Raw genomic sequence first — 20451 nt, forward strand, 5'->3', positions numbered from 1 at the left:
GCGACAACGCTGAGCCCTTGACCTTCGGTCAGAGATCGAGCTTCGGTAGTACGAAATACCCCGAATTCGTCTTACGAACGCTCGATCTCTGACCGAGGCGAAGCGTGGAAGGGCCGGGTGCTGTTGCCGTAGATATGCGAACGAGCATCAATATGTCAAAAGCCGCCCCAAATCGCATATCTACGGCCGATTGCATATCTACGGCGAGCGTGGACCCGAGGTCGCGGCAGTGGATCTGCGGGGGAGCGACACCCATGTGTGCCCATTCAACACCGAGAACCCCCAACCGTTGTGCGCACCATACAGAAGTGTGGCCAATCATGCGCAGCGCGCATGTGGGAACCCCAGACGTCTGGGATCCGAGAAGGGTCGAAGACCTAGCCTGGCGATAACGCCGGCGCGCTGACACGAACGAGCCCGGCTCCGAGAGTTTGAGCGTCAAGGAGGACCTCCGATGAACGAGCACGCACGCACGACCGCACCCGCACCCGCACCCACTGACAACCAGCACAACCCCTACACGGGCCCGACCCCGACCCAGGTCCCCAAGATCAACGCAGAAGAACTCACGAATCTCCTCCTTGGCAAGTGGCAGAAGGAGCGCCTCGAGTCGCGAGAAATCGCCAAGAACCCAAGATTCCAGGGCATCCCCGGCCTCCCGATGGACGAGCATCGCGAGCGAGTTCTCGAACAGCTGCACGGTCTGGTCGAGCACCAGGCGATCCAGCGCGCGTTTCCGTCTGACCTCGGCGGATCAGACAACCAGGGCGGCAACCTCGCCGCGTTCCAGGAGCTCGTCCTCGCTGATCCATCGTTGCAGATCAAGGCTGGCGTACAGTGGGGGCTGTTTGGCTCGGCTATTCTTCACCTCGGCACGCGGCAGCACCACGAGAAGTGGCTGCCGGATGTGATCAACCTCAAGATCCCCGGGGCATTCGCGATGACCGAGATCGGTCACGGCTCTGACGTGGCTTCGATCGGCACGACCGCAACATATGACCCAGACGCCCAAGAGTTCATCATTCATACGCCGTTCGCTGGCGCGTGGAAGGAATTCCTCGGCAATGCCGCCCTCCACGGCGAAGCGGCAGTCGTCTTTGCTCAGCTCATCACGCAGGGTGTGAACCACGGCGTGCACGCGCTGTTTGTCCCGATCCGCACCCCCGGTGGACAGAAGTTGCCGGGCATCCAGAGCATGGACGACGGTGTTAAGGGTGGCCTGAACGGCATCGATAACGGTCGGCTGGCGTTCGACCACGTGCGCGTTCCACGTGAAAACCTCTTGAACAAATACGGCGATGTGGCACCTGACGGCTCGTACACCTCGCCGATCGAAAGCCCGGGCCGCCGCTTCTTTACGATGCTCGGCACCCTCGTGCAGGGTCGCGTCTCGCTCGACGGCTCGGCCGTGCGCGCGATGCAGGCCGGCCTCACGATCGCGGTGAAGTATGCGAGTGAGCGCCGCCAGTTCCCCGGCGCATCGGGCGCTGAGACGGTGTTGCTCGACTATGGCCAGTACCAGCGGCGCATTATTCCGCGGATCGCAGAGACCTACGCCATGGGCTTCGCGAGCGAACGGCTGCTGACCGTGTTCGATGAGGTGTTCTCGGGCACGAACGACTCGGATGCCCATCGCGAGGACCTCGAGACCCTGGCTGCGGCGCTCAAGCCACTGTCGACCTGGGGTGCGCTCGATACGCTCCAGGAGGTGCGCGAAGCGTGCGGCGGATCCGGCTTCATGGCCAAGAACCGGATCACTGGTCTGCGCTCCGACCTCGATGTCTACGCCACGTTCGAAGGCGACAACCACATCCTGCTGCAGCTCGTAGGCAAACGCCTGCTTACCGACTACGCAAAGCAGTTTAGAGACGGCGACCGGGCCGCACTCGTGAAGGCAGCCGCAGCTCAGCTGGGTGATCGCGTGAGCCGCTTCGGGCTGCGACAGGTCGGCCAGAGCATTGCTGATCTCGGCCAGGTAGGTCGTTCGGTCGACAGCCTGCGCACGAGCGAGGCGCAGCACGCGCTGCTCGCAGATCGCGTGCAGACCATGGTCGCCGATATCGCGCTCGCGATGCGAGAGGCAACCAAGCACGTCCCGCACGGCGACAAGCGTGCGAAGGCCATCGCGAGCGAGCAAGCCTTCAACGCGCAGCAGGCGAAGCTCATCGCCGCTGCCAGGGCGCACGGCGAGCTGCTCCAGTGGGAAGCCTTCACCGACGCACTCGGCCGCGTCTACGACAGGGACACCCGCCAGGTCCTCACCTGGTTGCGCGATCTCTTCGGATTCTCGCTCATCGAGCGGCATGCTGCCTGGTACCTCATCGAGGGACGCCTCTCAGGGGCGCGGATCGAGGCCGTCACTGCCTACATCGACCGGCTCATTGGCCGGTTGCGCGTGCAGGCACTCAACCTGGTCGATGCCTTCGCGCTCACGCCCGAATTGCTCCGGGCAGAGATTGCCACCGGCATCGAAGCTGAACGCCAGGCGGAGGCCGCCGACTATGTTGCAGCGCAGAAGGCGGCGGGAACCTGGCCGATACACGAGAAGGAGCTGCGCGCTCGGGAGCGCGCAGCTCGATCCGCCGACTAGCTGCGGCGTTGGCCGTGAGACCTGCAACGGCAGAGCGCCCCGGAACCCCCGGGGCGCTCTGCCGTTCGTGACTAGCTAACGACCGCGACACCGAGCGATGCCAGCACGCCGAACAGGACGCCCCAAATGATGATCGAGATGATCTGCCAGAAGATGACGAGGTTCTTCGAAGCACCGAATGACACCATTGCTGCCGAGGTGATCTGGCTGGGCAGGAAGATCTGGCCGGCCAGACTCACGACGGGGACGCCGAAGCGGTCCATGCGGTCCTTCAGCTTCTGACGCTTCGGGGTGAGGGCGACGGGCTCGCGGTTTGCGGTGGCCTTCGAGCGGATGCCGTGAGCCGAGAGCACGAAGATCAACATCGAGAGGATGTTGCCGCAGATCGCAGCAGCGACGGCGACGATGGGGTTGATGCCAGCGAGCACGCCGATCGCCGACCCGAAGTAGGACTCGACGAACGGAATTGCCGCGACGAGGAAGACCCCAAGCCACTGCAGGGCCTCGGGAAGTGAAGCGGCGAAGTCCTGGAACGTGGTGAGCATGATGACCTTTCGTGGCCGGAAGTGTGCGGCCTGGGTTGTGCCTGGGCGATGGCGCCTGGGGATGTTGCTTGGGTGATCCTGGCCGGTGAGGCGGATCCCGCAGCGGCGATGTATCTATCTTTTCGAGTGCTGGCCTGCCGGTGTAGTGCCGCCGATCACGTGATCGCGAGTGAATCTGCACGGTGTTTGTGTGACATTTGTCATGGGTCGTAGGGATGGTCACGCCATAGGCTGGAACGCGATGGATACGCAGAATTTCCCCCAGACACGTGAGACCGGCGCAGGTGTCAACGCGACGTGGAACTATACGCTCGCATCGATCGTGATGTTCTTCGTCGTGATCTGTGGTTTCACCCTGCTGATGCTCGCCGAGCGGATCGCAGAGGGGTGGAGCCCACTGCTTGCGGTGCTCGTCGTGCTCATGCTCGTGACGTGCGTTGTTCAGGTTCGGTGGTCGTGGTTCTTGCGTGCAGGCATCGACGGTGGACTGCCATCTCGTGCGTGGGTCACAGCGCTTGTGGTGCCGAGCGTGCTGGCCTGGGCGTGCGGATTCTTCGGCGAGGGACTGTCGCTGCTCGCCGCGGTACCGCTCTGGTTGTCACTCTCGCTCATGAGCTGCCTCGTGTCACGTCGCGCGCGGTGGTGGCTGCTGACGCTGGGTGCGGTGTTCTGCCTGATTCCGCTGTGGACACAGGAGGCTGCGGCGTGGGCGCCGATGCTGCAGGGGCCGATCTGGTTCGTGCTCATCTACGCGGCGTTTATGCCAACCATGCTGCTGCTCAGTCTGTGGATGTGGGGCATCGTGAAACAACTCGATGACGCCCGCAAGGCAGCGGCAGAGCTCGCAGTCACGCAGGAGAGGCTGCGCTTCGCGAGCGACCTGCACGATATTCAGGGCCACCATCTGCAGGTCATCGCGCTGAAGGCAGAACTCACGGAGCGCCTCTTGGAGCGCTCGCCAGCACCGGCGAACGAGCAGGCTGCGGCGCAGGTGCAAGAGATCCGCCTCATCGCCAAGCAAGCGATGGAGGAAACCCGTGCGCTCGTCGCCGGATTGCGTGAGGTGAGCCTCGCGGAAGAACTGGAGAACGCGCGCGACGTGCTCACCCTGGCGGGCGCCGAGTGCACCCTCGACCTGGTGGCAAGCCCGCGTGACACCCGCGCGCAGCACGCGCTCGCGCTGGCGGTGCGTGAGGGCACGACAAACATCCTGCGACACAGCGAGGCCACCACCGCGGCGATCTCGCTCAGGAGTGAGGGCGGCAGCTGTGTGCTCCGCATGACCAACAACGGTGTCGCGACGGGGGAGCCGACCGCGGCGCTCGGGCGCGCACCGGGCTCTGGCTTAGCCGGACTGCGACTGCGGATCGAGGCAGCAGGCGGATCACTCGTGAGCGGGAGGGACGCTGACACCGGTACATTTGAACTCCGAGCGGAGGTGCCGCTCAGTACCGGGCAGCTGTCTGGAATCTCAGACTCTGTGGAAGGAACAGCGAAGTGACCGGTGCGGCGCAGGAGAAGATCCGCCTCCTTATCGCAGACGACGAACACCTCATCCGGGGCGCACTCGAGGCGCTGCTCGGGCTCGAACCCGACATTGAGGTCGTGCGTGGGGCTGGTGACGGCGCCGAAGCGATCGTCTTCGCACGCGAGACCCAGCCTGACGTGTGCCTGCTCGATCTCGAAATGCCGAACGCAGACGGTATTGAAGCCGCGATCCGCATCGCCGAAGACGTGCCAACTGCCCGCACCATCATCGTCACCAGGCACGCACGCCCAGGCGTGCTGCGCCGCGCGCTCGCCGCAAAGGTCGCCGGGTTCGTGCCGAAGTCAACGCCAGCCGGTGAGCTCGCCGACGTCATTCGCGATGTGGCCGCTGGCAAGCGCTACATCGATCCCGAGATCGCGGCGGCCGCCCTCACTGCCGAGCGCTGCCCACTGACCGATCGCGAGCTTGATGCCCTGCGCGCCAGTCGGACGACGGAGAGCGTTCAAGACATCGCGGATCAGCTCTTCCTCTCACCGGGCACCGTGCGCAACTACCTTTCGGCGGCTATGACCAAACTCGGGGTGAGCTCGCGGCACTCGGCTGCAGAGCACGCCTGGCAGCAGGGCTGGATCTAAGCTAGCCACATGACCGAACTGCGCAGCCTGTACCCACCGATCGAGCCATACGACCACGGCATGCTCGCCGTGGGTGACGGCCATGAGCTGTATTGGGAAGCGTGCGGCAACCCCGAGGGCAAGCCCGCAGTCTTCCTGCACGGTGGACCCGGCGGCGGCTGCACCCCCGACTCGCGTCGCTTCTTCGACCCTGAGAAGTACCGCATCATCGTCTTCGATCAGCGCGGCTGCGGCCGTTCGACCCCGCACGCGAGCGCGCCCGAGGCCGACCTCGCCACCAACACGACCTGGCATCTCGTCGACGACATCGAGCGCCTGCGCGAGCACCTCGGCATCGACGCATGGCTCGTATTTGGCGGATCATGGGGCTCGACCCTCTCGCTCGCGTACGCACAGAAGTACGCGGATCGCGTCACCGAGCTCGTGCTGCGCGGCATCTTCACGCTGCGCAAGCAGGAGATCAACTGGTTCTACCAGGAGGGCGCAAGCTTCATCTACCCCGATATGTGGGAGGACTACCTCGCACCCATCGCGGAGGACGAGCGCGACGACCTCGTTGAGGCGTACAACCGTCGCCTGTTCGACACCGACCCCGCGGTACACGTGCCCGCTGGCGTCGCGTGGACGGTCTGGGAGAATTCGACGATCAAACTGCACCCTGACTACGAGGGCATCGAGGAAGCGCGCAACGACGTCGCATCGGCCGTCGCATTTGCGCGGATCGAGAACCACTTCTTCAAGAACGCTGGCTGGCTCGAAGAGGGCCAGTTGATTGCCAACGTTGACAAGATTCGCCACATTCCCGGCTTCATTGTGCAGGGTCGTTACGACGCGTGCACGCCCATCCGCACCGCATGGGACCTGCACCGCGCATGGCCCGAGGCTGACTTCAGCATCATCACCGAGGCGGGTCACACCGCTGGTGAGCCCGGCATCACCGATGCGCTTGTGCGGGCGACGGACCGCTTCGCTGGCTAACGCCTAATGCCTGGCGCAAAGCGCGCCGAAGCAGGAAGGCCGGTCAGCTCCATGCTGACCGGCCTTCCTGCTTCGCTACACGTTTAGCGGCGCTTGCGGCGCTTCGCCGCAGCCTTCAATGCGCGGTTGCGTTCTGCGCGCTCACGGCTTGCCTGCAACTGAGCGCCGCGCGAGCCGGGCTTGAGCTTCGGCTGCTGCTTCTTGGGCTGCTGCTGCACCTTCTTTTTGGGCGCTTCGACCGGTGCATCCGCGTCCGCGCCGGGGCGTGAGCTGCGGGCCGTGCGACCGCGGAGCACGCCCACGAGCGCCTGTACCTGAGCGTTGTCGCGATCCGCGCCCCACGTTGCCCAGATGTGACCGCCGTTGAGTCCGGCGCTCTCTGCAACCGGGATCACGCGGTGCTCCTTCTTCGACACCGCATGACGCGCGTAGGGGAGTGGGAGCAGGATTGCGCCGGCGCCGGTCGCGACAATGTCGAGTGCAACGGCCGCCTTCTTCGGCATCCACGCGGGATCTTCCCAGCGCTCGGGCTCGGGCCAGTCAGCGACGTGGTCAGGGTGATCAAGGAGCTTCACGAGCGCGAGGTCTTCGAGCGTGACCGAGGTTGCCTCGGCGAGCTCGTGATCTGCCGCGACGACGAGGCCGACGGCCTCGGTGTAGAGGCGGAGCGAGCGGCGTTCCTCGTTGTTCGCGCCGCGATCGGCGGGCATCTCGCCGGGACGGCTGCGCTCGAGGAGTACGTCGTAATTGACCTCGCTCGGGATGCGGTGGCCGAACACGGCGTTCACCGGCACGAGCTCGAGACGTTCGCCGGTGATTTCTTTCCAGCGCTTCGCCCAGCGGCTCGGGGCTGCGCCGCGAACGAATCCGAGGCGGATCCCAGTCGGTGCCGCCGGTTCTTCTGCGACAGCGTCAACCGCAGGTGCGGTCTCGACGACCGGATCCTCGGTCGCTGCTTCGCCGGAGTTCTCGGGTTCGGTGTTCACAGGGCGACCTCCGCGTATATTTCGTGCGTGTAGGGGAGCCGAGCCGACGACAGCGCGATGCGATAGTCGTCAGACTCCGGCCGACGGAGGGGCGTGCCCTCCGCAAGGTAGTGGGGCAGCGCCGGTCGCTCGTGACCCTGCGGCGGCAGACCGCTCGCGGGAACCACGCGCCACCAGGGCGATGCGTGCCCAAACAGTGCCATAACGCGACCGATCGCGCGGGGTGCCTCGACCCCGATCGCAATCCCAACATCGCCGTACGTCATGACCCGGCCAGGAGGGATACGTTCGACGACGTCAAGGACGGCGTCAACAAGCTCCTGATTTGGCATGTATCAAGGGTACTTTGTGTACGGCGCTTACGGTGACACGAGTCGGCGGATCCGCCCCCACATGCCGTGTCCCGACTACATTGGCGTTTCGACCCCGAGGAGTTTGCCAATGGTGAACGTCGCGATCACCGCGATGCCACCGAACGTGAGCTGGCGAAGGCCGCCTGCGAACCAGTTGCGGCCGGTGGTGAACGCAGCGAGGCTACCCGCGATGATGAGGCCGGCGCCACCGAACGCGAGGGCAAGCCATAGGTTGCCGAAGCCGAAGAGGAACGGGAGGATCGGAATGAGCGCGCCGACGCTGAAGGACATGAACGACGAAACAGCAGCCACCATCGGCGACGGCTGGTCATCGACGCTCAAACCAAGCTCTTGTGAGAGGTGGACCTTGATCGCCGATTCAGAATTCGCGTGCACCTGCTCGGCTGCGTCGCATGCCGTCTGATGCTCCATGCCCAGTCGCTCAAAGAGTGAGGCGAGCTCAGCCTGCTCGCCGACCGGATTCCGAAGGTGCGCCGCCTGCTCGGTCTGGAGCTCCTTCGCGAGCTGCTCATTTGAGGTGCGCACCGAGGTGTACTCGCCAAGGGCCATCGAAATTGCACCCGCGATGAGGCCGGAGACACCGGTGAGCAACACCACGGAACTGTGTGCGCCTGCAGCAGCGATACCCGCGATCAAACCGATGTTTGACACGAGACCGTCCATCGCGCCGAACACCGACGCGCGAAGCCACCCAGAAGACACATCTGAGTGGGTGTGGTCCCACTCATGCGGACGGGAAATGTCGATCTCACTCATGATCTAAATATCTTCCCCTCTGCTCAAAAACCCAACTGTAGCAACGATTTTGAGCGAGGGAGAAGCCGTGTTTTGACCTCGTTTGCGGTGCAAACTGAACTTCGACGCGGCGAAGTTTTGTCGCAGGTTGTGCGGGTTTGGAGTGTGCGGATGGCGAAGCTGTGATCCGCACCCGATGAGTGCGGGCCGACCGGATAAACTACACAGCGCAGCGCATCGCGCGCGGCAGTTGGGAATGAGGTCAGAAATGACGTATGTGAGCGGTCGCCTGGTTCGAACAAGCCGGGGAAATGATTTGCAGCTGTTCCGTTCCCTCGCACTGCCAGCTGAGGAAGCGTGGGAGTATCTCACCGATCGCGATTTCACCGACCGTTGGTTCGGTCCGTTCGAAGGCGATGCGCGACCGGGCGGTGCTGTGCAGGTGCACATGCGGTTTGAAGCGGGGGAGCCGTCGATGCGGTTCCGGATCGACGCGTGCGAGGCTCCGCACCGTCTCGCGATCACCTCTGACAACGAATCGGGTAACTGGCGTCTCGAGCTGCTGCTCGAAGAGGATGGCTCTGACTCGGTACTGACCTTCATTCATCACCTCAACGGTGACGAAGAGATCGGTGAGATCGGTCCTGGCTGGGAGTATTACCTTGACCTGCTCGTAGCTGCGACTGAGGAATCAGAAGAGCCGATGCTCGATCAGTACTTCCCTGCCCTGCAGGAAGAATACGAAGCGCTCGTCGCTGAGTAGCAACCCACACAGGTCGGTATCGGTGAGTAAACGTGCGTGAAGTTCGTGCCGTGTGGGAGGTCTTTTGTATCTTCCTGAAGCTGGGTCTGACTTCGTTTGGCGGGCCAGCGGCGCACCTTGGCTACTTCCGAACTGAGTTTGTAGACCGCAAACGGTGGCTGACCGATCAGCAGTACGCGGATCTTGTAGCGCTGTGTCAGTTCCTTCCGGGGCCGGCTTCGAGCCAAGTCGGGTTCGCGATTGGCTTGCAGCGTGCGGGATTCGGTGGCGCGATTGCGGCTTTCCTTGGCTTCACGCTCCCCTCAGCAGCCGTGCTCGTGGCGTTCGCATACGGAGCAAACATGTTCGGCGGCTCAGTGGGTGCTGGTCTACTTCTTGGGCTTAAAGCCGTTGCCGTCGCGGTCGTTACTCACGCGGTCGTTGGGATGGCGCGCACGCTGACGCCTGATCTGCAACGCGTGGGCATTGCCCTTGGCGTGGCGGTTCTGTCGGTGCTCGGGCTGTTTGGGGTGCCGGGTCAGGCACTGCTCATTGCCTTGGGCGCACTGGCCGGACTGCTGCTGTGCCGCAACGCCCCGGCGACGGTTGTGGCACCTGTTGCGACACGAATCTCGCGCCGTGGTGGTGCGTGGGCACTCGCGATCTTCGGCGGTGTCCTCGCCGGTGGCGCGGTAGCTGCGGTCGTTGCGCCACGCACTACCTACGCGCTGTTCGGCGAGTTTTACCGTGCTGGTGCGTTGGTGTTTGGGGGTGGACACACGGTGCTCCCACTCCTCCAGGCAGGGGTGGTGGACTCAGGGTGGGTGAGCGGACAAGATTTTCTTGCGGGGTACGGCGCGACACAGGCGATGCCTGGACCGCTCTTCACATTTGCCGGTTTTCTTGGGGCCGTTTCCAGTGTCGGACCAGGGGGTGTGCTCGGCGCAGTGATCGCTCTGGTCGCCGTCTTCTTGCCGGGCATGCTCTTGCTCATTGGCGTGCTTCCGTTCTGGACGCGGGTTCGCTCGAACGAGCGCGCGCAACGCGCAATGCGTGGGGCAAACGCGGCAGTGGTTGGCATCATGGCTGCGGCGCTCATCTACCCAATCGTGCCTGCCGGGATTACCTCGATAGGAACGCTAGTGCTTGCGGTTGGATGCCTGGTCTTATTGCTCACCACCAAGGCGTCACCTTGGATCGTTGTGATACTTGGCGCAGTCGGCGGTGTGGCCGTGAGCCTGCTCTCGGGGGCATAACGTTTCAGAGCGTGAGGTGTTGCTGGTTCTTTGGCATCCCAGACTCGAGAACGTCGCCGTCATCAATAGCGATGTGTGCGAACTCAACGGGAATGCCCTGCCCGGTCCAGAATGAACCACGGTCCATAAGCTGGGCGTGCACGTGGGGCTCTGAGCTGTTGCCCGAGTTGCCGCAGTTGGCGATGTGGTCGCCCGCTTCGACGCGATCCCCCTTGCGAACTTGGAGCGATCCGCGCTGGAGATGGGCGACCGCCGCATACGTGTCATCATCACCGCGGATCACGACGTGGTTCCCTACGACGAACCCAGGGCCGCCGAGCTCACGAACCGTTCCTTCAGCCATGAGATACAAGAACGTGACTGAGTTGGTGCGGGACTTATGATCGCGGCGCCAATCGGATGCGCGCACTACGGTTCCCGAGATCATTGCATGTACAGGCTGGCCAAATGCGCGGTAATCTTCGGGTTCGCGCATGCCAGGCCAACTGCCGAATTCAGGGCGCTGCCAACCCTCGGGCTCAAAGATGAGATCCACCGCGTGGGACTGACCGTAGGCCCGGGTGCCGTGGCTTGGTGTACGCGAGGCGGGACTATTGATTGCGAGCCATCGCCCACGTACCGGTGAGGCGACGGTGGCAGATGAGTGACTTGGGCGGAGGGATCCGCCATTGAACATCAGCAGACCTGCGAGTACCCAGCCGCCGAAACCGAGAACGCCCAGAACAATAGTGATGGTTTCGGCAACGTTTGCGGGGAAGTATCGTGCGAAGAATGCGAGGCACAGCAAGGCGACGGTTGACGCAGCGAAAATCACGCTACGCACGCGGTACATGGCGACGAAAACCGAACGCATCAGAGAACTCCTGGTGTGGGGGTCAGCCGACTCTGTCGGTGGAAGTTCTATTATCGCGTGTTCAGGCGAATACCACCTGGGCGGAGGGGACTCGCCGATGGATATGTGACGCCTATATTTTTCCTGTTGTTTTTGCCTGAACTAGGCCATAATTCAGCTTGGAAGGTGTTTGAACGTCCCGTGGCACTGGCGCCTCGGAAACCGGCGCTGGATTCGTCGTCCAGCCTCGTGGAATTCGAACGTGAGTGAATCTTTGGACCACGAAGGGCAAACAGTGAGCAAGAACACCGGCTTTGCCTGTGAGTTAACGCACGAAATGCGCGCAAGATTGGCCTTTCGCGCAATCGCTGTGCCTGTCAGCACAGCGACAATCGCCGCGGGAGCAACAGCGACGGCGTGCGGCAAAGCCGAGGATCCGGCAGCTGCTCTTCCAGAGCAGCACGATGTCGATGGTGTCGGATATCCCGTTACAACGGTCGATGACTACGCCTTCTCGGGGAAGGACCTTGCCTCGGTTGAGCATCCCGAGACAGTGACCCGCATCGGGATGATGACGTCTCTGCACGGGAAGCTGGAATACGTTGACCTCGCGGACGAAGTTTTGAAAACTGAGCGGCTTACCTTCGCTGATAACGAGCTGGCCGACATCAAGCTGCCGCCAAGAATTCAGATCATGGGTGACGAAGCCTGTGTCCGCAACAATCTTTCAGAAGCGAATCTGCCGAACACGGTCTGGCAGATGACGGGCAATGTCTTTACGGACAACTCTGCGGACAAGCATGATTCCTTTGTGGGGAAGGCGTTCTGGCTCCTCAAGAGCGCGGATCATCGTCAGCCTTCGCTGGGCAAGACCGTGACGATCGTCGTGAATGAAGACGGTAAGCCCGAAGACGTTGTGCCAAAGCCGGAGCCGACGAACCCTGCCACGTTGAAACCGGCCACGCCTGCGGGGAACGGCACCTGTCTCGCGAACACCGGCAGATTCTCGCTCGCCGGCGTTCGCGCTGGCGCCGCGGGGTTGGCATGTTTTCGCACTCAACTTCGCCAAAAATCAATGTAGATGGGGAATCGCTCGTGAAGAAACGACTTTGGAACGGAGCGCTCGCAAGTGCGCTCACTGCTGGTCTCATACTCGGTGGCGCTACGGCGGCGAATGCTGTCGCAGTTGACGGGCAGCCGGTAAACAATGCACAGAATCTCGCTGCGGCATGTGTGCCAGACAACGGCGAAAGCGTCACACGCTCGTTCTATGAGGCACCGCGAACCGAAATAAATGAATACTACGAGTACTTCCACATGTATCGGGAAGACTACCTCACGACAACGCTCCCCGAGGCAATCACTGAGGTTGACGTGCTGTTTGGCGGCGAGACGCCAACTGCAACGAAGCACGTGTTGACGGATGTTGTACCGATGCTTTTCGAAAAGTACGCGACGGCTGTTGCCGCCACAGAGCCTCAAGCTGAAGCGGCCGGGGGCATTTCCTCCGAGATCCTTCGTGAAGCACTTCTCGCCTATTATGCGTTCGAGCAGGATCTTACGAGTGCGATAGCCGAGGCCTATAGCGAAGACAAACTCTGGGAGATTCAGAGAGGGTGGACGCACGAGCAGAGGCTCGATCTGGTCCGTGCAATGAGTTTGAGGCTGATAGGTGGACTCCCGGAATTGCATTCCGCCTACATGGAAATTGATACCGAAATGTGGGTGGAGAGTGGGGCGATCCCTGAAATCTATGATGAGTTACACGCTGGATTCGTGGCTTCAGGGATCTCATCTGCAGAAGCTGAAACACGAACCTACAATGCGATCTATGATGCCACGCTTGCATGGGTGAAACGCGTTGATCTTGACTATCTCAGGGGATATCAAGGGCAGCTGCAGCAATATGTAGCAATGGCGCAAGCCGCTGACATGGTAGTAGACGCCGATCCGGACGCTCGGTCGCTCGTTATCGATGTCGGGCAACCTGGAGTGCATGAATTCACGCTTGGGGACTTCACCAATGAGAACTTTTTCGAGTTTTCTGTTAATAACTGGTTCTTTGACGTGAACTTCAATGAAGCAGCTGGTGAATTCTATGCGCCAGAAGAGGTATACGAGTTTGAGGAGTATCAAGCGCTCGTAGCGGAGGTTATGGCTCCTCTGGAAGGTATTCGAGGCGGCGCGCATGGTCGTGCAAGCGTCGTAGAAGCGGCAATCGCGGCGATCAACGAGCAGTACGATGCGCTGGAAGCTCCCGGAAGCGCGTCACAACCAATCACGTACGTGTATACCGATTTCAACTACGCCTATTTCCAAGCGCGGAACAGAGTGTTTGACGAGTTGTCAGACGGCACACTCGCGACATTCCCAGACTGGCGCGATGAGAACGGCGACATCGTCTATGACACCTACCGTGCTCAGAACTACATCGATGTGCCCTACGTTGAACTTGCCCAGAGTGGGACACAGACCGTTACGCGTGAGGTGAGCTTCAGGTTTGAAGACGGCGCAGCCATCGACGCAGCCGGCAACCCGGTAACGCAGACTGCAGACTTCGCGTGCATGATCGACCTGTATACCGGTGAAGCCGAATGGGTACAGCCTGACGAAACGCACACGTTCCCCGCGGTCAACGTGCCCGCCCACCCCGCGGCAAATGCAACCGTTCGCGCGGTTGATGCGAACCTGGGCGAGCTTGTAGTGAAACCGGGCGATGAATCATCCGTGCTTGACGTGGTGCTGCCACTCGACTTTTCGGTCGACGTGCAGTTTGTCGATACCGCTGGCAAGCAGATTCGAGATGCGGATCGTATGAGCGGCCGGTGGAACACCGATTTCACGGCAGTCGCACCCGATATTCCCGGGTACGTGCTTTCCGCAGTCAGCGCAGTTGACGTTCAGGAAACCAGGAACGCGGTACCGAACAGCGTGACCGGTGTCTTTAACGCCGAGACGACCACAGTGACATTCGAGTACGTCGTGGTGACAGATGCTGAGACCCCGGGAACTGGGGGCGAAGAGACTCCCGGCAGCGGTACAACAGCGCCCGGCACCAAAACTCCCGTGACTGGCGCAGCACTCGCGTACACCGGTGGCAGCTCGCTGCTTGGTGCAGGGCTTGGCGCATTGGCGCTACTCGCAGCAGGGTCAGCGTTCATGATCCGCCGCCATTCGCGTTCGTGAACATTTGAGATCTGAAACACAGAAAGCACAGCAATGAAAATGAGTAACAGTCGACGGTGTAGCACCCGTGAACGCACGCATGCGGGGCTTGCCCTCGGCGCGGTTGCCGCCCTCTCGATTCAGGTGACCTTTGGGCTCAGCTCCCCAGCTCACGCTGCAGTCGTGGAACAGCTCGACCCCGTTAGCGGGATCACGTTCACCATTAATGATGAGGATCCAGCGGCAGGGGCCACGGCAACCCGGTATGACGCTTCACGGAGCGGGCCTTCGGTCGAGATTCCGGGGGAAGTGGTTGTCGGGGGCGAGACTTACCCGGTGACAACTATCGGGCCAGCCTTTAACTATCAGCCCATCACTTCTGTAGAAATTCCAGAGGGGGTTGTGAGCATCGGGGCGAATGCGTTTTCGAACAGCAAGCTCACGAATGTGGTGATTCCCGAGGGCGTGACAAGTATCGGAAGTTACGCGTTTGGCACGACGCCGTTGGAAACTGCGATATTTCCCAGCGGTCTCGAGAGCATCGGTGAGTATGCGTTTAATAGCACCAAGCTGACCTCGGTAGAGCTTCCGGAGTCGGTCACGAGCATCGGTGACATGGCGTTCTACAACGGCCAGTTGGAATTGCTCGACCTTCCCGAGCGAGACGTCTCGATCGGTGCTTACGCATTCTCTGGCAATCAGCTGACTGAGATAAATCTGCCAGTCGATATGACGACCATCAGAACGGGTGCATTCTCGAGCAACAAGCTCACGAGCATCGATCTCCCTGAAACGCTTGTCGGAATCAGTGACTCCGCGTTTGCCCACAACCCGCTTACCTCGGTCACAATTCCACCTCGAGTCAGTTCAATCATGACCCGGGCATTTGGATATAAGTCTGACACCTACGAGCACACGCTCACTGAAGTGCGATTTCTCGGCCCTGCTCCGAAGACATTTGCAGATGGCAGTGATGCTCATACCAACGGTGCATTTGGAAAAACTCAAGACGTAGTGATTACGTTCCCGGGCGAGTACCTGGCTGATGAAGACCCCACAAAGGTGTTTACTGAGCCGCTCTGGAAAGGCTACAAAACACAGGCCACGAAGTACATTTCTGGTCTCAAGATTCTTGGTGCAGACAGCGTTATTGAAGGCTCGACGCACGATTACGCCGTTACCTCCGTTGACGCTCTTGGAAATGTATTGGACGACGTCACCAATGAGGTCACGTTGACGCTCGGTGGTGTTGAGCAGGATGGTTCAGCCGTTGAGTTCCCCACTGATTACAACAACGCTGGTCTCACGACGACGCAGACGATGACTGCTACCTTGAATGAGGACTCCACCAAGGTAGGTGAACTGGAAGTCTCGGTTGCGTCTACAATTCATCAGCTCCGTATCGACCAGCCCGTAGCTACCGAGGATGGTGTCGCTGCAGACGGTGAAACGGTTGCGTTCACCGTCGTCGGGCTCGGCGCGGCGGCGCAGGGAAGGAACTCCGATGCCGTCGCAGCGGTTGCCGCTGCCCCGGCCGAGATCGATGATGTCACTGGTTACGCGACGTTCTCATCAACGAACGCGGCCGACACCGCAGAGGGCAACGAGATTACCTTCGTGGGTCCAGGTGAACGTGAGGTCTCAGCGACCGTTGGAGGGCTTACTGAAACCATCACCGTCGTAGTCGATGGGACAGACAGTCCTGAAGTTGAAGGTCAAGATCCTGAGGGCGAGAAGCCTGACGACACGCCTGGTGTGAACGGTGACAACGGCGCGAATGCTGGAAGCGGTGGTGCTCTGGCAAACACCGGTAGCGAGGCGACCCCGTTGTTGATTGCACTCGGGGGTGGAGCTTTTGTTCTGCTCGCGTTGGGGCTGCTGGTAACCGCGCGTAGGCGCCGCATTGGTTAGCGACGAGACGTAGCACAGTACTTTCAGTGGGGAGTGGCGCTCATGCAGAGGCCATTCCCCGCTGTACCGTTTTGTTGTTGTGGCAGCGCAATGAATCTTCTTGAGCACAATTGCACTTCTCGATAATCTTTCTGCAAACGTACTGATTCTGTCGTATGGAGAGCGTAGCGAATTCAGGGTTTGTCTGGTTTCGATACGCCTTTCCGGTCAGACTTCAGTGAGAGAACTGTGATGGTAGCGACATTGGTTGGTCTTGATCTGGAAAGCGCACCTGCGCTATTGATCCGTAATTGAGTTCGATTTCAGTCTGGCGAGACGACGCTGACGTGTCCGTTGAAGCTCTTTGTCGCGCCTTCCGAGCCAAGGTCATCTGGTAGATCTGTTCGCCGTGCACACTCAAGTCTGCATTTCCACTGTGACATTCGGAATTGTGGTCAGCTGTGAAGGCGGCGCAGTGATTGATCCAGCGCACCGGCTGTGGCACTTTCGGGTGCAACAGCCGGTACTTCAGTATTGGGACTGAGGTACCGTCGGCCGATCCGCGCCCCTAGTGCTCGCTCGTAACCTCGGGGCATGGAAACAAAAACGAGTGAACTGGGCCTCGTGGCTCGCGTCGCGAACGTGGGCAAATACTACGGCGAAGGAACGCAGCGGGTCGCTGCACTAGATGACGTGTCAATTGGCATTAGGCGTGGAAAGTTCACGGCGATCATGGGGCCGTCTGGCTCCGGTAAATCGACGCTGATGCACCTGATGGCCGGCCTTGATTCACCGACGAGCGGCCGCGTTTGGTTAGGTGACGCCGACATAACTGGCCTGGGCGACGCTGAACTCACGAAGCTGCGCCGGCGGCGGATCGGCTTTGTCTTCCAATCATTCAACCTCGTACCCACGCTCGACGTGATGGGCAATCTGCAACTACCGTTCGCGCTTGACGGACGCAAGCCCAACCGCGAAGAGCAGCAGCGCATTGATGCGCTCGTGAAGTATCTCGGGCTGACCCAGCGCGTGGACCACCGGCCGCACGAGCTCTCCGGTGGTCAGCAGCAGCGCGTTGCCATCGCCCGCGCGCTCGCGACGAGCCCCGAGGTGATCTTCGCTGATGAACCCACGGGTGCACTCGACTCGCGCACGAGCCGTGAGGTGTTGTTGTTGCTCCGATCCGCAGTGACGGAAAGCGGACAGAGCATCGCGATGGTCACGCATGATCCGGTGGCTGCGAGCTACGCCGATCGCATCCTGTTCCTCGCTGACGGCAAGATCGTCAAAGACACCGGTGCGATGACCGCCGAGCAGATCTCGGCAACGATGCTGAATCTTGAGGCGGCTGCGGCATGAAAGCGCGGATCAGCGAACACACCGCAACCATCGTCGTTGCCGCGCTTGGCACCCTCTTTGCGTCGACGCTCATCCTGCTGACCGGAATTATGACCGCTGCATTGAGTGATGGAATGCAGGCAGAGTCTGGCACGTTCCGACTCATGTTGCTGATGGTGTCGATCATCTTCATCGTCATCGCGTTGTACGTTGGCGCGATAGTGACGGCGAACACGTTTGCGACCGTCATCGCCGGTCGAACCCGAGAGATTGCGCTGCTGCGTCTGCTCGGCTCCACCTCCGCGCGGGTACGCAATCAGGTTGCGCTCGAAGGCCTCGCTATGGGCGCAATCGGTGCGGTCATTGGCGTCGTGCTCGCGATCGGGCTTGCTGCCGGGCTAGTCGCTGTGGGCACTTCGGCTGGCTGGCTAGACGCCGGGCTGACGTATCCGCTGTTCGATCCGCTGATTGTTGCTGCCGCGCTAATCGTCATTGCGACGACCTGGCTCGCTGCATGGGCTGGATCCAAACGTGTGGCTGGCGTCTCGCCCATCGAGGCCACCCGGGCTGCGGTAGAGCTGCGCCCCGAGCAGGCACGCGGGCGTAGCGGTCGTACCGTGGTGGCGATCACCCTCATCATCATCGGTGCTGCGGCGCTTGCACTCGGTGTTGCGCTGAGTTTTGCGACGCCGCTCGCGCTCATGGTCTCGTTTGTTGGTGGGCTCATCTCGTTCACTGGCATTGCCGTCGGCGCGCACTTCATCATGCCCCCGATTCTGCGCCTCGCTGGCCGGGTGACTGGCAGGGGAGTGACAGGCCAGATCGCGGCAGCCAACGCCGTACGCTTCCCCGAGCGCAGCGCACGCTCGACGATCGGCCTCGTGATCGGCATCACACTCGTGGTGATGTTCGCAGTCGCGCTCGCCACCTACACCGCCGGTGTGAAGGAGATGTTTGCGCAAGATCCGGTTTCTGAAGCGGTGCTTGAACAGACGCTCACAGTAACTTCGGCAGTTCTGACCCTGCTCGTAGGATTCTCCGGTGTCATCGCAGCAGTGGGCCTCGTGAATACGCTGTCGCTCAGTGTCGTGCAGCGTATTCGAGAGCTCGGCCTGCTGCGCGCGATTGGTTTCACCGGTACACAGGTGCGCAGCATGATCATGGCTGAGAGCGCCCAGATGACACTCGCCGCGTTCTGTACTGGTGTGGTGCTTGGCGTCTTCTACGGTTGGGTTGCTGCCCAGTCGATGGTCGGCTCGCAGGTGGGGCTCGTCTTGCCGGTCGTGCCGTGGATCTTGATTGTGGGCGTCGCAGTGTTCGGTATCGGGCTCGCTTGCATTGCGGCTGCCGGCCCCGCTCGGCGCGCTACGAAGGTGTCGCCCGTCTTGGCACTCGCCGTCGACTGAGCGGGCGCCGACCCCGAGCCGATACTGACTAGTGCGGATCGCTGACGCAGAACTCGTTTCCGTGCGGATCAGCGAACGTGTCCCACGCGAAGTTCTCATCGCCGCGGGTGCCCAAATGTGTGGCGCCCGCGGCGGTCCACTCTGCGATGACCTGCTCGCGGCCGCCGGCGCCAGCGTCTGAGAAGTCAAGGTGGATGCGGTTCTTGCCTGGCGTCGGCTGCTCAATCTTCTGGAAACCAAGATTGAGACCGGTATCGGGAATCGTCACCATGCAGAACCAGCCGTCGTGCTGGTCAATGAGCTGACCGCCGAGGCGCCCTGCCCACCATGTCGCGAGCTCGCGCGGATCTGTCGTATCGATCGTGATCATGCCGAGCTTGACCATGGGGACTCCGTTCGTCAAAGGATGGGAGTCCTATTCTCGTTCGTCATGGGGCTGCTGTCGAGCGGGCTTTCCCTACAGCTCGTTCGCGTAGTACGTGATTGCGCCACGGTACATCGGGAGCGTGGGCGCAAGCGCGGTCAGAGCGACGCGCAGCGCTTCATCTGGATTGCCTGCCGTGTGTAGCGCGAGCGCAAGGAACGCTTGTGCAGCGTCGCCGGTGACCTCGTTGCTCTCCTGCTCTGTGAGGAGATCAACTGCCTCGTCGGCGCGACCGACATTGCGCAGCGAGCTGCCGAGCTGGATAAGTGCCTGCGGCTTATGCTCGCCATCGAGGCCGGCTGCCAACGCCGACATGTACAGCGGGATCGCCTCAGCCTCAAGACCGAGGAAATCGTGCACCGACGCCCACTCGTAGATGCCAGCGGCATCGGTGGCCGGCCGCTCTGCGACAAGCACGCGCATCGCTTCGAGCGTTGACTCGGGAGCGGCGTCATCCGCACTTGCCCAGAACGCATCGACTCGGTCGTCCCAGCTCTGCTCAGTCATAGTTACTAGCGTAAGCGGCCAGGGACTCCTCTTTGCCTCCTCCTAGGGCATGGCTGGGCACGCATCGCGGTGGCGGTTACTCGATGATGAGCATGTCGTTCTCGTCGAACTGCCATGTGTCGGCGTATGCGACTTCCCAGTGGTAGCCATCGGGATCGCGGAAGTACCCGCTGTACCCGCCCCAGAACACGCGCTCCGGTGCTTTTGCGATTGATCCGCCAATGCTCTCGATCTTTGCGAAGAGTGCGTCGACCTCGGCTTCGCTCTTCGCGTTGTAGGCCAGCGTGATGCCGTTAAAAGCTGCCGTGGAGTCGCTCAGCTGCGGAGGGTCCGCGGCGTTGATGTCTGCGGCGAGCGCCTCGCGCTGGAAGAGTTCGAGCTTCGTGCCGCGGTTGTTGAAGAATACAACGGCGGGCTCTGCCTCGTTGTTGGGGGTCTCGAAGCCCAGACCGTCGCGATAAAACTCGCGCGATCGAATGACGTCGGCGACGCCCAAGCAGATCAGGTTGATGCGGTTGAGGCGAGGGTCCGGCGCAGGTGACGTCATGTCTTGAGCGTA

The 20451-nt window shown here is 61.4% G+C and carries 19 protein-coding genes; 11 read left to right on the forward strand and 8 right to left on the reverse strand.

Translation table 11 applies throughout. From position 1 onward, the window contains the following. Positions 1 to 454: 454 nt before the first annotated feature. On the forward strand, positions 455 to 2590 hold the full coding sequence (locus ICL81_RS04675; RefSeq protein ID WP_188033784.1) for an acyl-CoA dehydrogenase: 2136 nt from the start codon (positions 455 to 457) through the stop codon (positions 2588 to 2590). Between the two features lie 71 nt (positions 2591 to 2661). On the opposite strand, the gene ICL81_RS04680 is transcribed toward ICL81_RS04675, so the two are convergent. Continuing rightward, positions 2662 to 3135: a hypothetical protein gene (locus ICL81_RS04680; RefSeq protein ID WP_188033785.1), complete on the reverse strand. Its 474-nt coding sequence runs from the start codon at positions 3133 to 3135 to the stop codon at positions 2662 to 2664. A 241-nt stretch (positions 3136 to 3376) separates the two neighbouring features. Between ICL81_RS04680 and ICL81_RS04685 the strand changes: the two genes are divergently transcribed. The 3 genes from ICL81_RS04685 to pip are packed head-to-tail and all read left to right on the forward strand — an operon-like array spanning position 3377 to position 6237. Next, positions 3377 to 4636, forward strand: coding sequence for a sensor histidine kinase (locus ICL81_RS04685; RefSeq protein ID WP_188033786.1), 1260 nt, complete (start codon positions 3377 to 3379; stop codon positions 4634 to 4636). Next, entirely contained in the window at positions 4633 to 5259 is a 627-nt protein-coding gene (locus ICL81_RS04690; protein ID WP_188033787.1) for a response regulator transcription factor, read from the forward strand. Before ICL81_RS04685 ends, ICL81_RS04690 begins: the two co-directional genes overlap by 4 nt. A gap of 9 nt (positions 5260 to 5268) precedes the next feature. Then, positions 5269 to 6237 carry a prolyl aminopeptidase gene (gene pip / locus ICL81_RS04695; protein WP_215394744.1) on the forward strand — a complete coding sequence of 323 codons (969 nt, stop codon included), beginning with the start codon at positions 5269 to 5271 and terminating at the stop codon, positions 6235 to 6237. 83 nt (positions 6238 to 6320) lie between these two features. Here pip and ICL81_RS04700 read toward each other — a convergent pair whose 3' ends face one another. The 3 genes from ICL81_RS04700 to ICL81_RS04710 all read right to left on the reverse strand — a co-directional run bounded on the left by ICL81_RS04700 (position 6321) and on the right by ICL81_RS04710 (position 8353). Continuing rightward, the gene (locus ICL81_RS04700) at positions 6321 to 7223 is read right to left on the reverse strand and encodes a LysR substrate-binding domain-containing protein (protein WP_188033788.1); all 903 of its coding nucleotides are present in this window, start codon (positions 7221 to 7223) and stop codon (positions 6321 to 6323) included. Further along, on the reverse strand, positions 7220 to 7555 hold the full coding sequence (locus tag ICL81_RS04705) for an MGMT family protein (RefSeq protein ID WP_188033789.1): 336 nt from the start codon (positions 7553 to 7555) through the stop codon (positions 7220 to 7222). Before ICL81_RS04705 ends, ICL81_RS04700 begins: the two co-directional genes overlap by 4 nt. A 75-nt stretch (positions 7556 to 7630) precedes the next feature. Beyond that, positions 7631 to 8353, reverse strand: coding sequence for a VIT1/CCC1 transporter family protein (locus tag ICL81_RS04710; protein WP_188033790.1), 723 nt, complete (start codon positions 8351 to 8353; stop codon positions 7631 to 7633). Between the two features lie 295 nt (positions 8354 to 8648). Between ICL81_RS04710 and ICL81_RS04715 the strand changes: the two genes are divergently transcribed. Both ICL81_RS04715 and chrA read left to right on the forward strand, forming a co-directional pair. Then, complete coding sequence (locus ICL81_RS04715; protein WP_251381752.1) at positions 8649 to 9095, forward strand: SRPBCC family protein; 447 nt, start codon at positions 8649 to 8651, stop codon at positions 9093 to 9095. 32 nt (positions 9096 to 9127) lie between these two features. Continuing rightward, complete coding sequence (gene chrA / locus ICL81_RS04720; RefSeq protein WP_188033792.1) at positions 9128 to 10330, forward strand: chromate efflux transporter; 1203 nt, start codon at positions 9128 to 9130, stop codon at positions 10328 to 10330. A gap of 4 nt (positions 10331 to 10334) precedes the next feature. Here the strand turns inward: chrA and ICL81_RS04725 are convergent, their stop codons facing one another. Beyond that, positions 10335 to 11183 carry a M23 family metallopeptidase gene (locus ICL81_RS04725; protein ID WP_215394745.1) on the reverse strand — a complete coding sequence of 283 codons (849 nt, stop codon included), beginning with the start codon at positions 11181 to 11183 and terminating at the stop codon, positions 10335 to 10337. A gap of 274 nt (positions 11184 to 11457) precedes the next feature. On the opposite strand from ICL81_RS04725, the gene ICL81_RS04730 reads away from it, so the two are divergent. From ICL81_RS04730 to ICL81_RS04750, 5 genes are all read left to right on the forward strand, one after another. Then, positions 11458 to 12243 (forward strand): leucine-rich repeat protein, encoded by a 786-nt coding sequence (locus ICL81_RS04730; RefSeq protein ID WP_188033793.1) that lies wholly within the window; start codon positions 11458 to 11460, stop codon positions 12241 to 12243. A 14-nt stretch (positions 12244 to 12257) separates the two neighbouring features. After that, on the forward strand, positions 12258 to 14348 hold the full coding sequence (locus ICL81_RS12150; protein ID WP_188033794.1) for a MucBP domain-containing protein: 2091 nt from the start codon (positions 12258 to 12260) through the stop codon (positions 14346 to 14348). A 33-nt stretch (positions 14349 to 14381) separates the two neighbouring features. Further along, positions 14382 to 16238: a leucine-rich repeat protein gene (locus ICL81_RS04740; protein WP_215394749.1), complete on the forward strand. Its 1857-nt coding sequence runs from the start codon at positions 14382 to 14384 to the stop codon at positions 16236 to 16238. 573 nt (positions 16239 to 16811) lie between these two features. Further along, the gene (locus tag ICL81_RS04745; protein WP_188023300.1) at positions 16812 to 17576 is read left to right on the forward strand and encodes an ABC transporter ATP-binding protein; all 765 of its coding nucleotides are present in this window, start codon (positions 16812 to 16814) and stop codon (positions 17574 to 17576) included. Beyond that, positions 17573 to 18961, forward strand: a complete 1389-nt coding sequence (locus ICL81_RS04750; protein ID WP_188033796.1) for an FtsX-like permease family protein — start codon at positions 17573 to 17575, stop codon at positions 18959 to 18961. Before ICL81_RS04745 ends, ICL81_RS04750 begins: the two co-directional genes overlap by 4 nt. Before the next feature lie 28 nt (positions 18962 to 18989). Here ICL81_RS04750 and ICL81_RS04755 read toward each other — a convergent pair whose 3' ends face one another. The 3 genes from ICL81_RS04755 to ICL81_RS04765 form a co-directional block, all read right to left on the reverse strand. Next, a complete protein-coding gene (locus ICL81_RS04755; RefSeq protein ID WP_251381754.1) occupies positions 18990 to 19364 on the reverse strand; it encodes a VOC family protein in 375 nt (124 codons plus the stop codon). A gap of 54 nt (positions 19365 to 19418) precedes the next feature. Next, positions 19419 to 19892, reverse strand: a complete 474-nt coding sequence (locus ICL81_RS04760) for a tetratricopeptide repeat protein (RefSeq protein WP_188033797.1) — start codon at positions 19890 to 19892, stop codon at positions 19419 to 19421. A gap of 76 nt (positions 19893 to 19968) precedes the next feature. After that, the gene (locus ICL81_RS04765; protein WP_188033798.1) at positions 19969 to 20439 is read right to left on the reverse strand and encodes a VOC family protein; all 471 of its coding nucleotides are present in this window, start codon (positions 20437 to 20439) and stop codon (positions 19969 to 19971) included. Between the last annotated feature and the right edge of the window lie 12 nt (positions 20440 to 20451).

Source organism: Leucobacter sp. cx-328 (assembly GCF_014530035.1).
Taxonomy (GTDB): domain Bacteria; phylum Actinomycetota; class Actinomycetes; order Actinomycetales; family Microbacteriaceae; genus Leucobacter.

Bases quoted from the DNA above. Each gene is read 5' to 3' on its own strand.
- ICL81_RS04675 (WP_188033784.1), top strand. From the start codon at position 455: ATGAACGAGCACGCACGCACGACCGCACCCGCACCCGCACCCACTGAC.
- ICL81_RS04680 (WP_188033785.1), bottom strand. From the start codon at position 3,135: ATGCTCACCACGTTCCAGGACTTCGCCGCTTCACTTCCCGAGGCCCTG.
- ICL81_RS04685 (WP_188033786.1), top strand. From the start codon at position 3,377: ATGGATACGCAGAATTTCCCCCAGACACGTGAGACCGGCGCAGGTGTC.
- pip (WP_215394744.1), top strand. From the start codon at position 5,269: ATGACCGAACTGCGCAGCCTGTACCCACCGATCGAGCCATACGACCAC.
- ICL81_RS04705 (WP_188033789.1), bottom strand. From the start codon at position 7,555: ATGCCAAATCAGGAGCTTGTTGACGCCGTCCTTGACGTCGTCGAACGT.
- ICL81_RS04710 (WP_188033790.1), bottom strand. From the start codon at position 8,353: ATGAGTGAGATCGACATTTCCCGTCCGCATGAGTGGGACCACACCCAC.
- ICL81_RS04725 (WP_215394745.1), bottom strand. From the start codon at position 11,183: ATGCGTTCGGTTTTCGTCGCCATGTACCGCGTGCGTAGCGTGATTTTC.
- ICL81_RS04740 (WP_215394749.1), top strand. From the start codon at position 14,382: ATGAAAATGAGTAACAGTCGACGGTGTAGCACCCGTGAACGCACGCAT.
- ICL81_RS04745 (WP_188023300.1), top strand. From the start codon at position 16,812: ATGGAAACAAAAACGAGTGAACTGGGCCTCGTGGCTCGCGTCGCGAAC.
- ICL81_RS04750 (WP_188033796.1), top strand. From the start codon at position 17,573: ATGAAAGCGCGGATCAGCGAACACACCGCAACCATCGTCGTTGCCGCG.
- ICL81_RS04760 (WP_188033797.1), bottom strand. From the start codon at position 19,892: ATGACTGAGCAGAGCTGGGACGACCGAGTCGATGCGTTCTGGGCAAGT.
- ICL81_RS04765 (WP_188033798.1), bottom strand. From the start codon at position 20,439: ATGACGTCACCTGCGCCGGACCCTCGCCTCAACCGCATCAACCTGATC.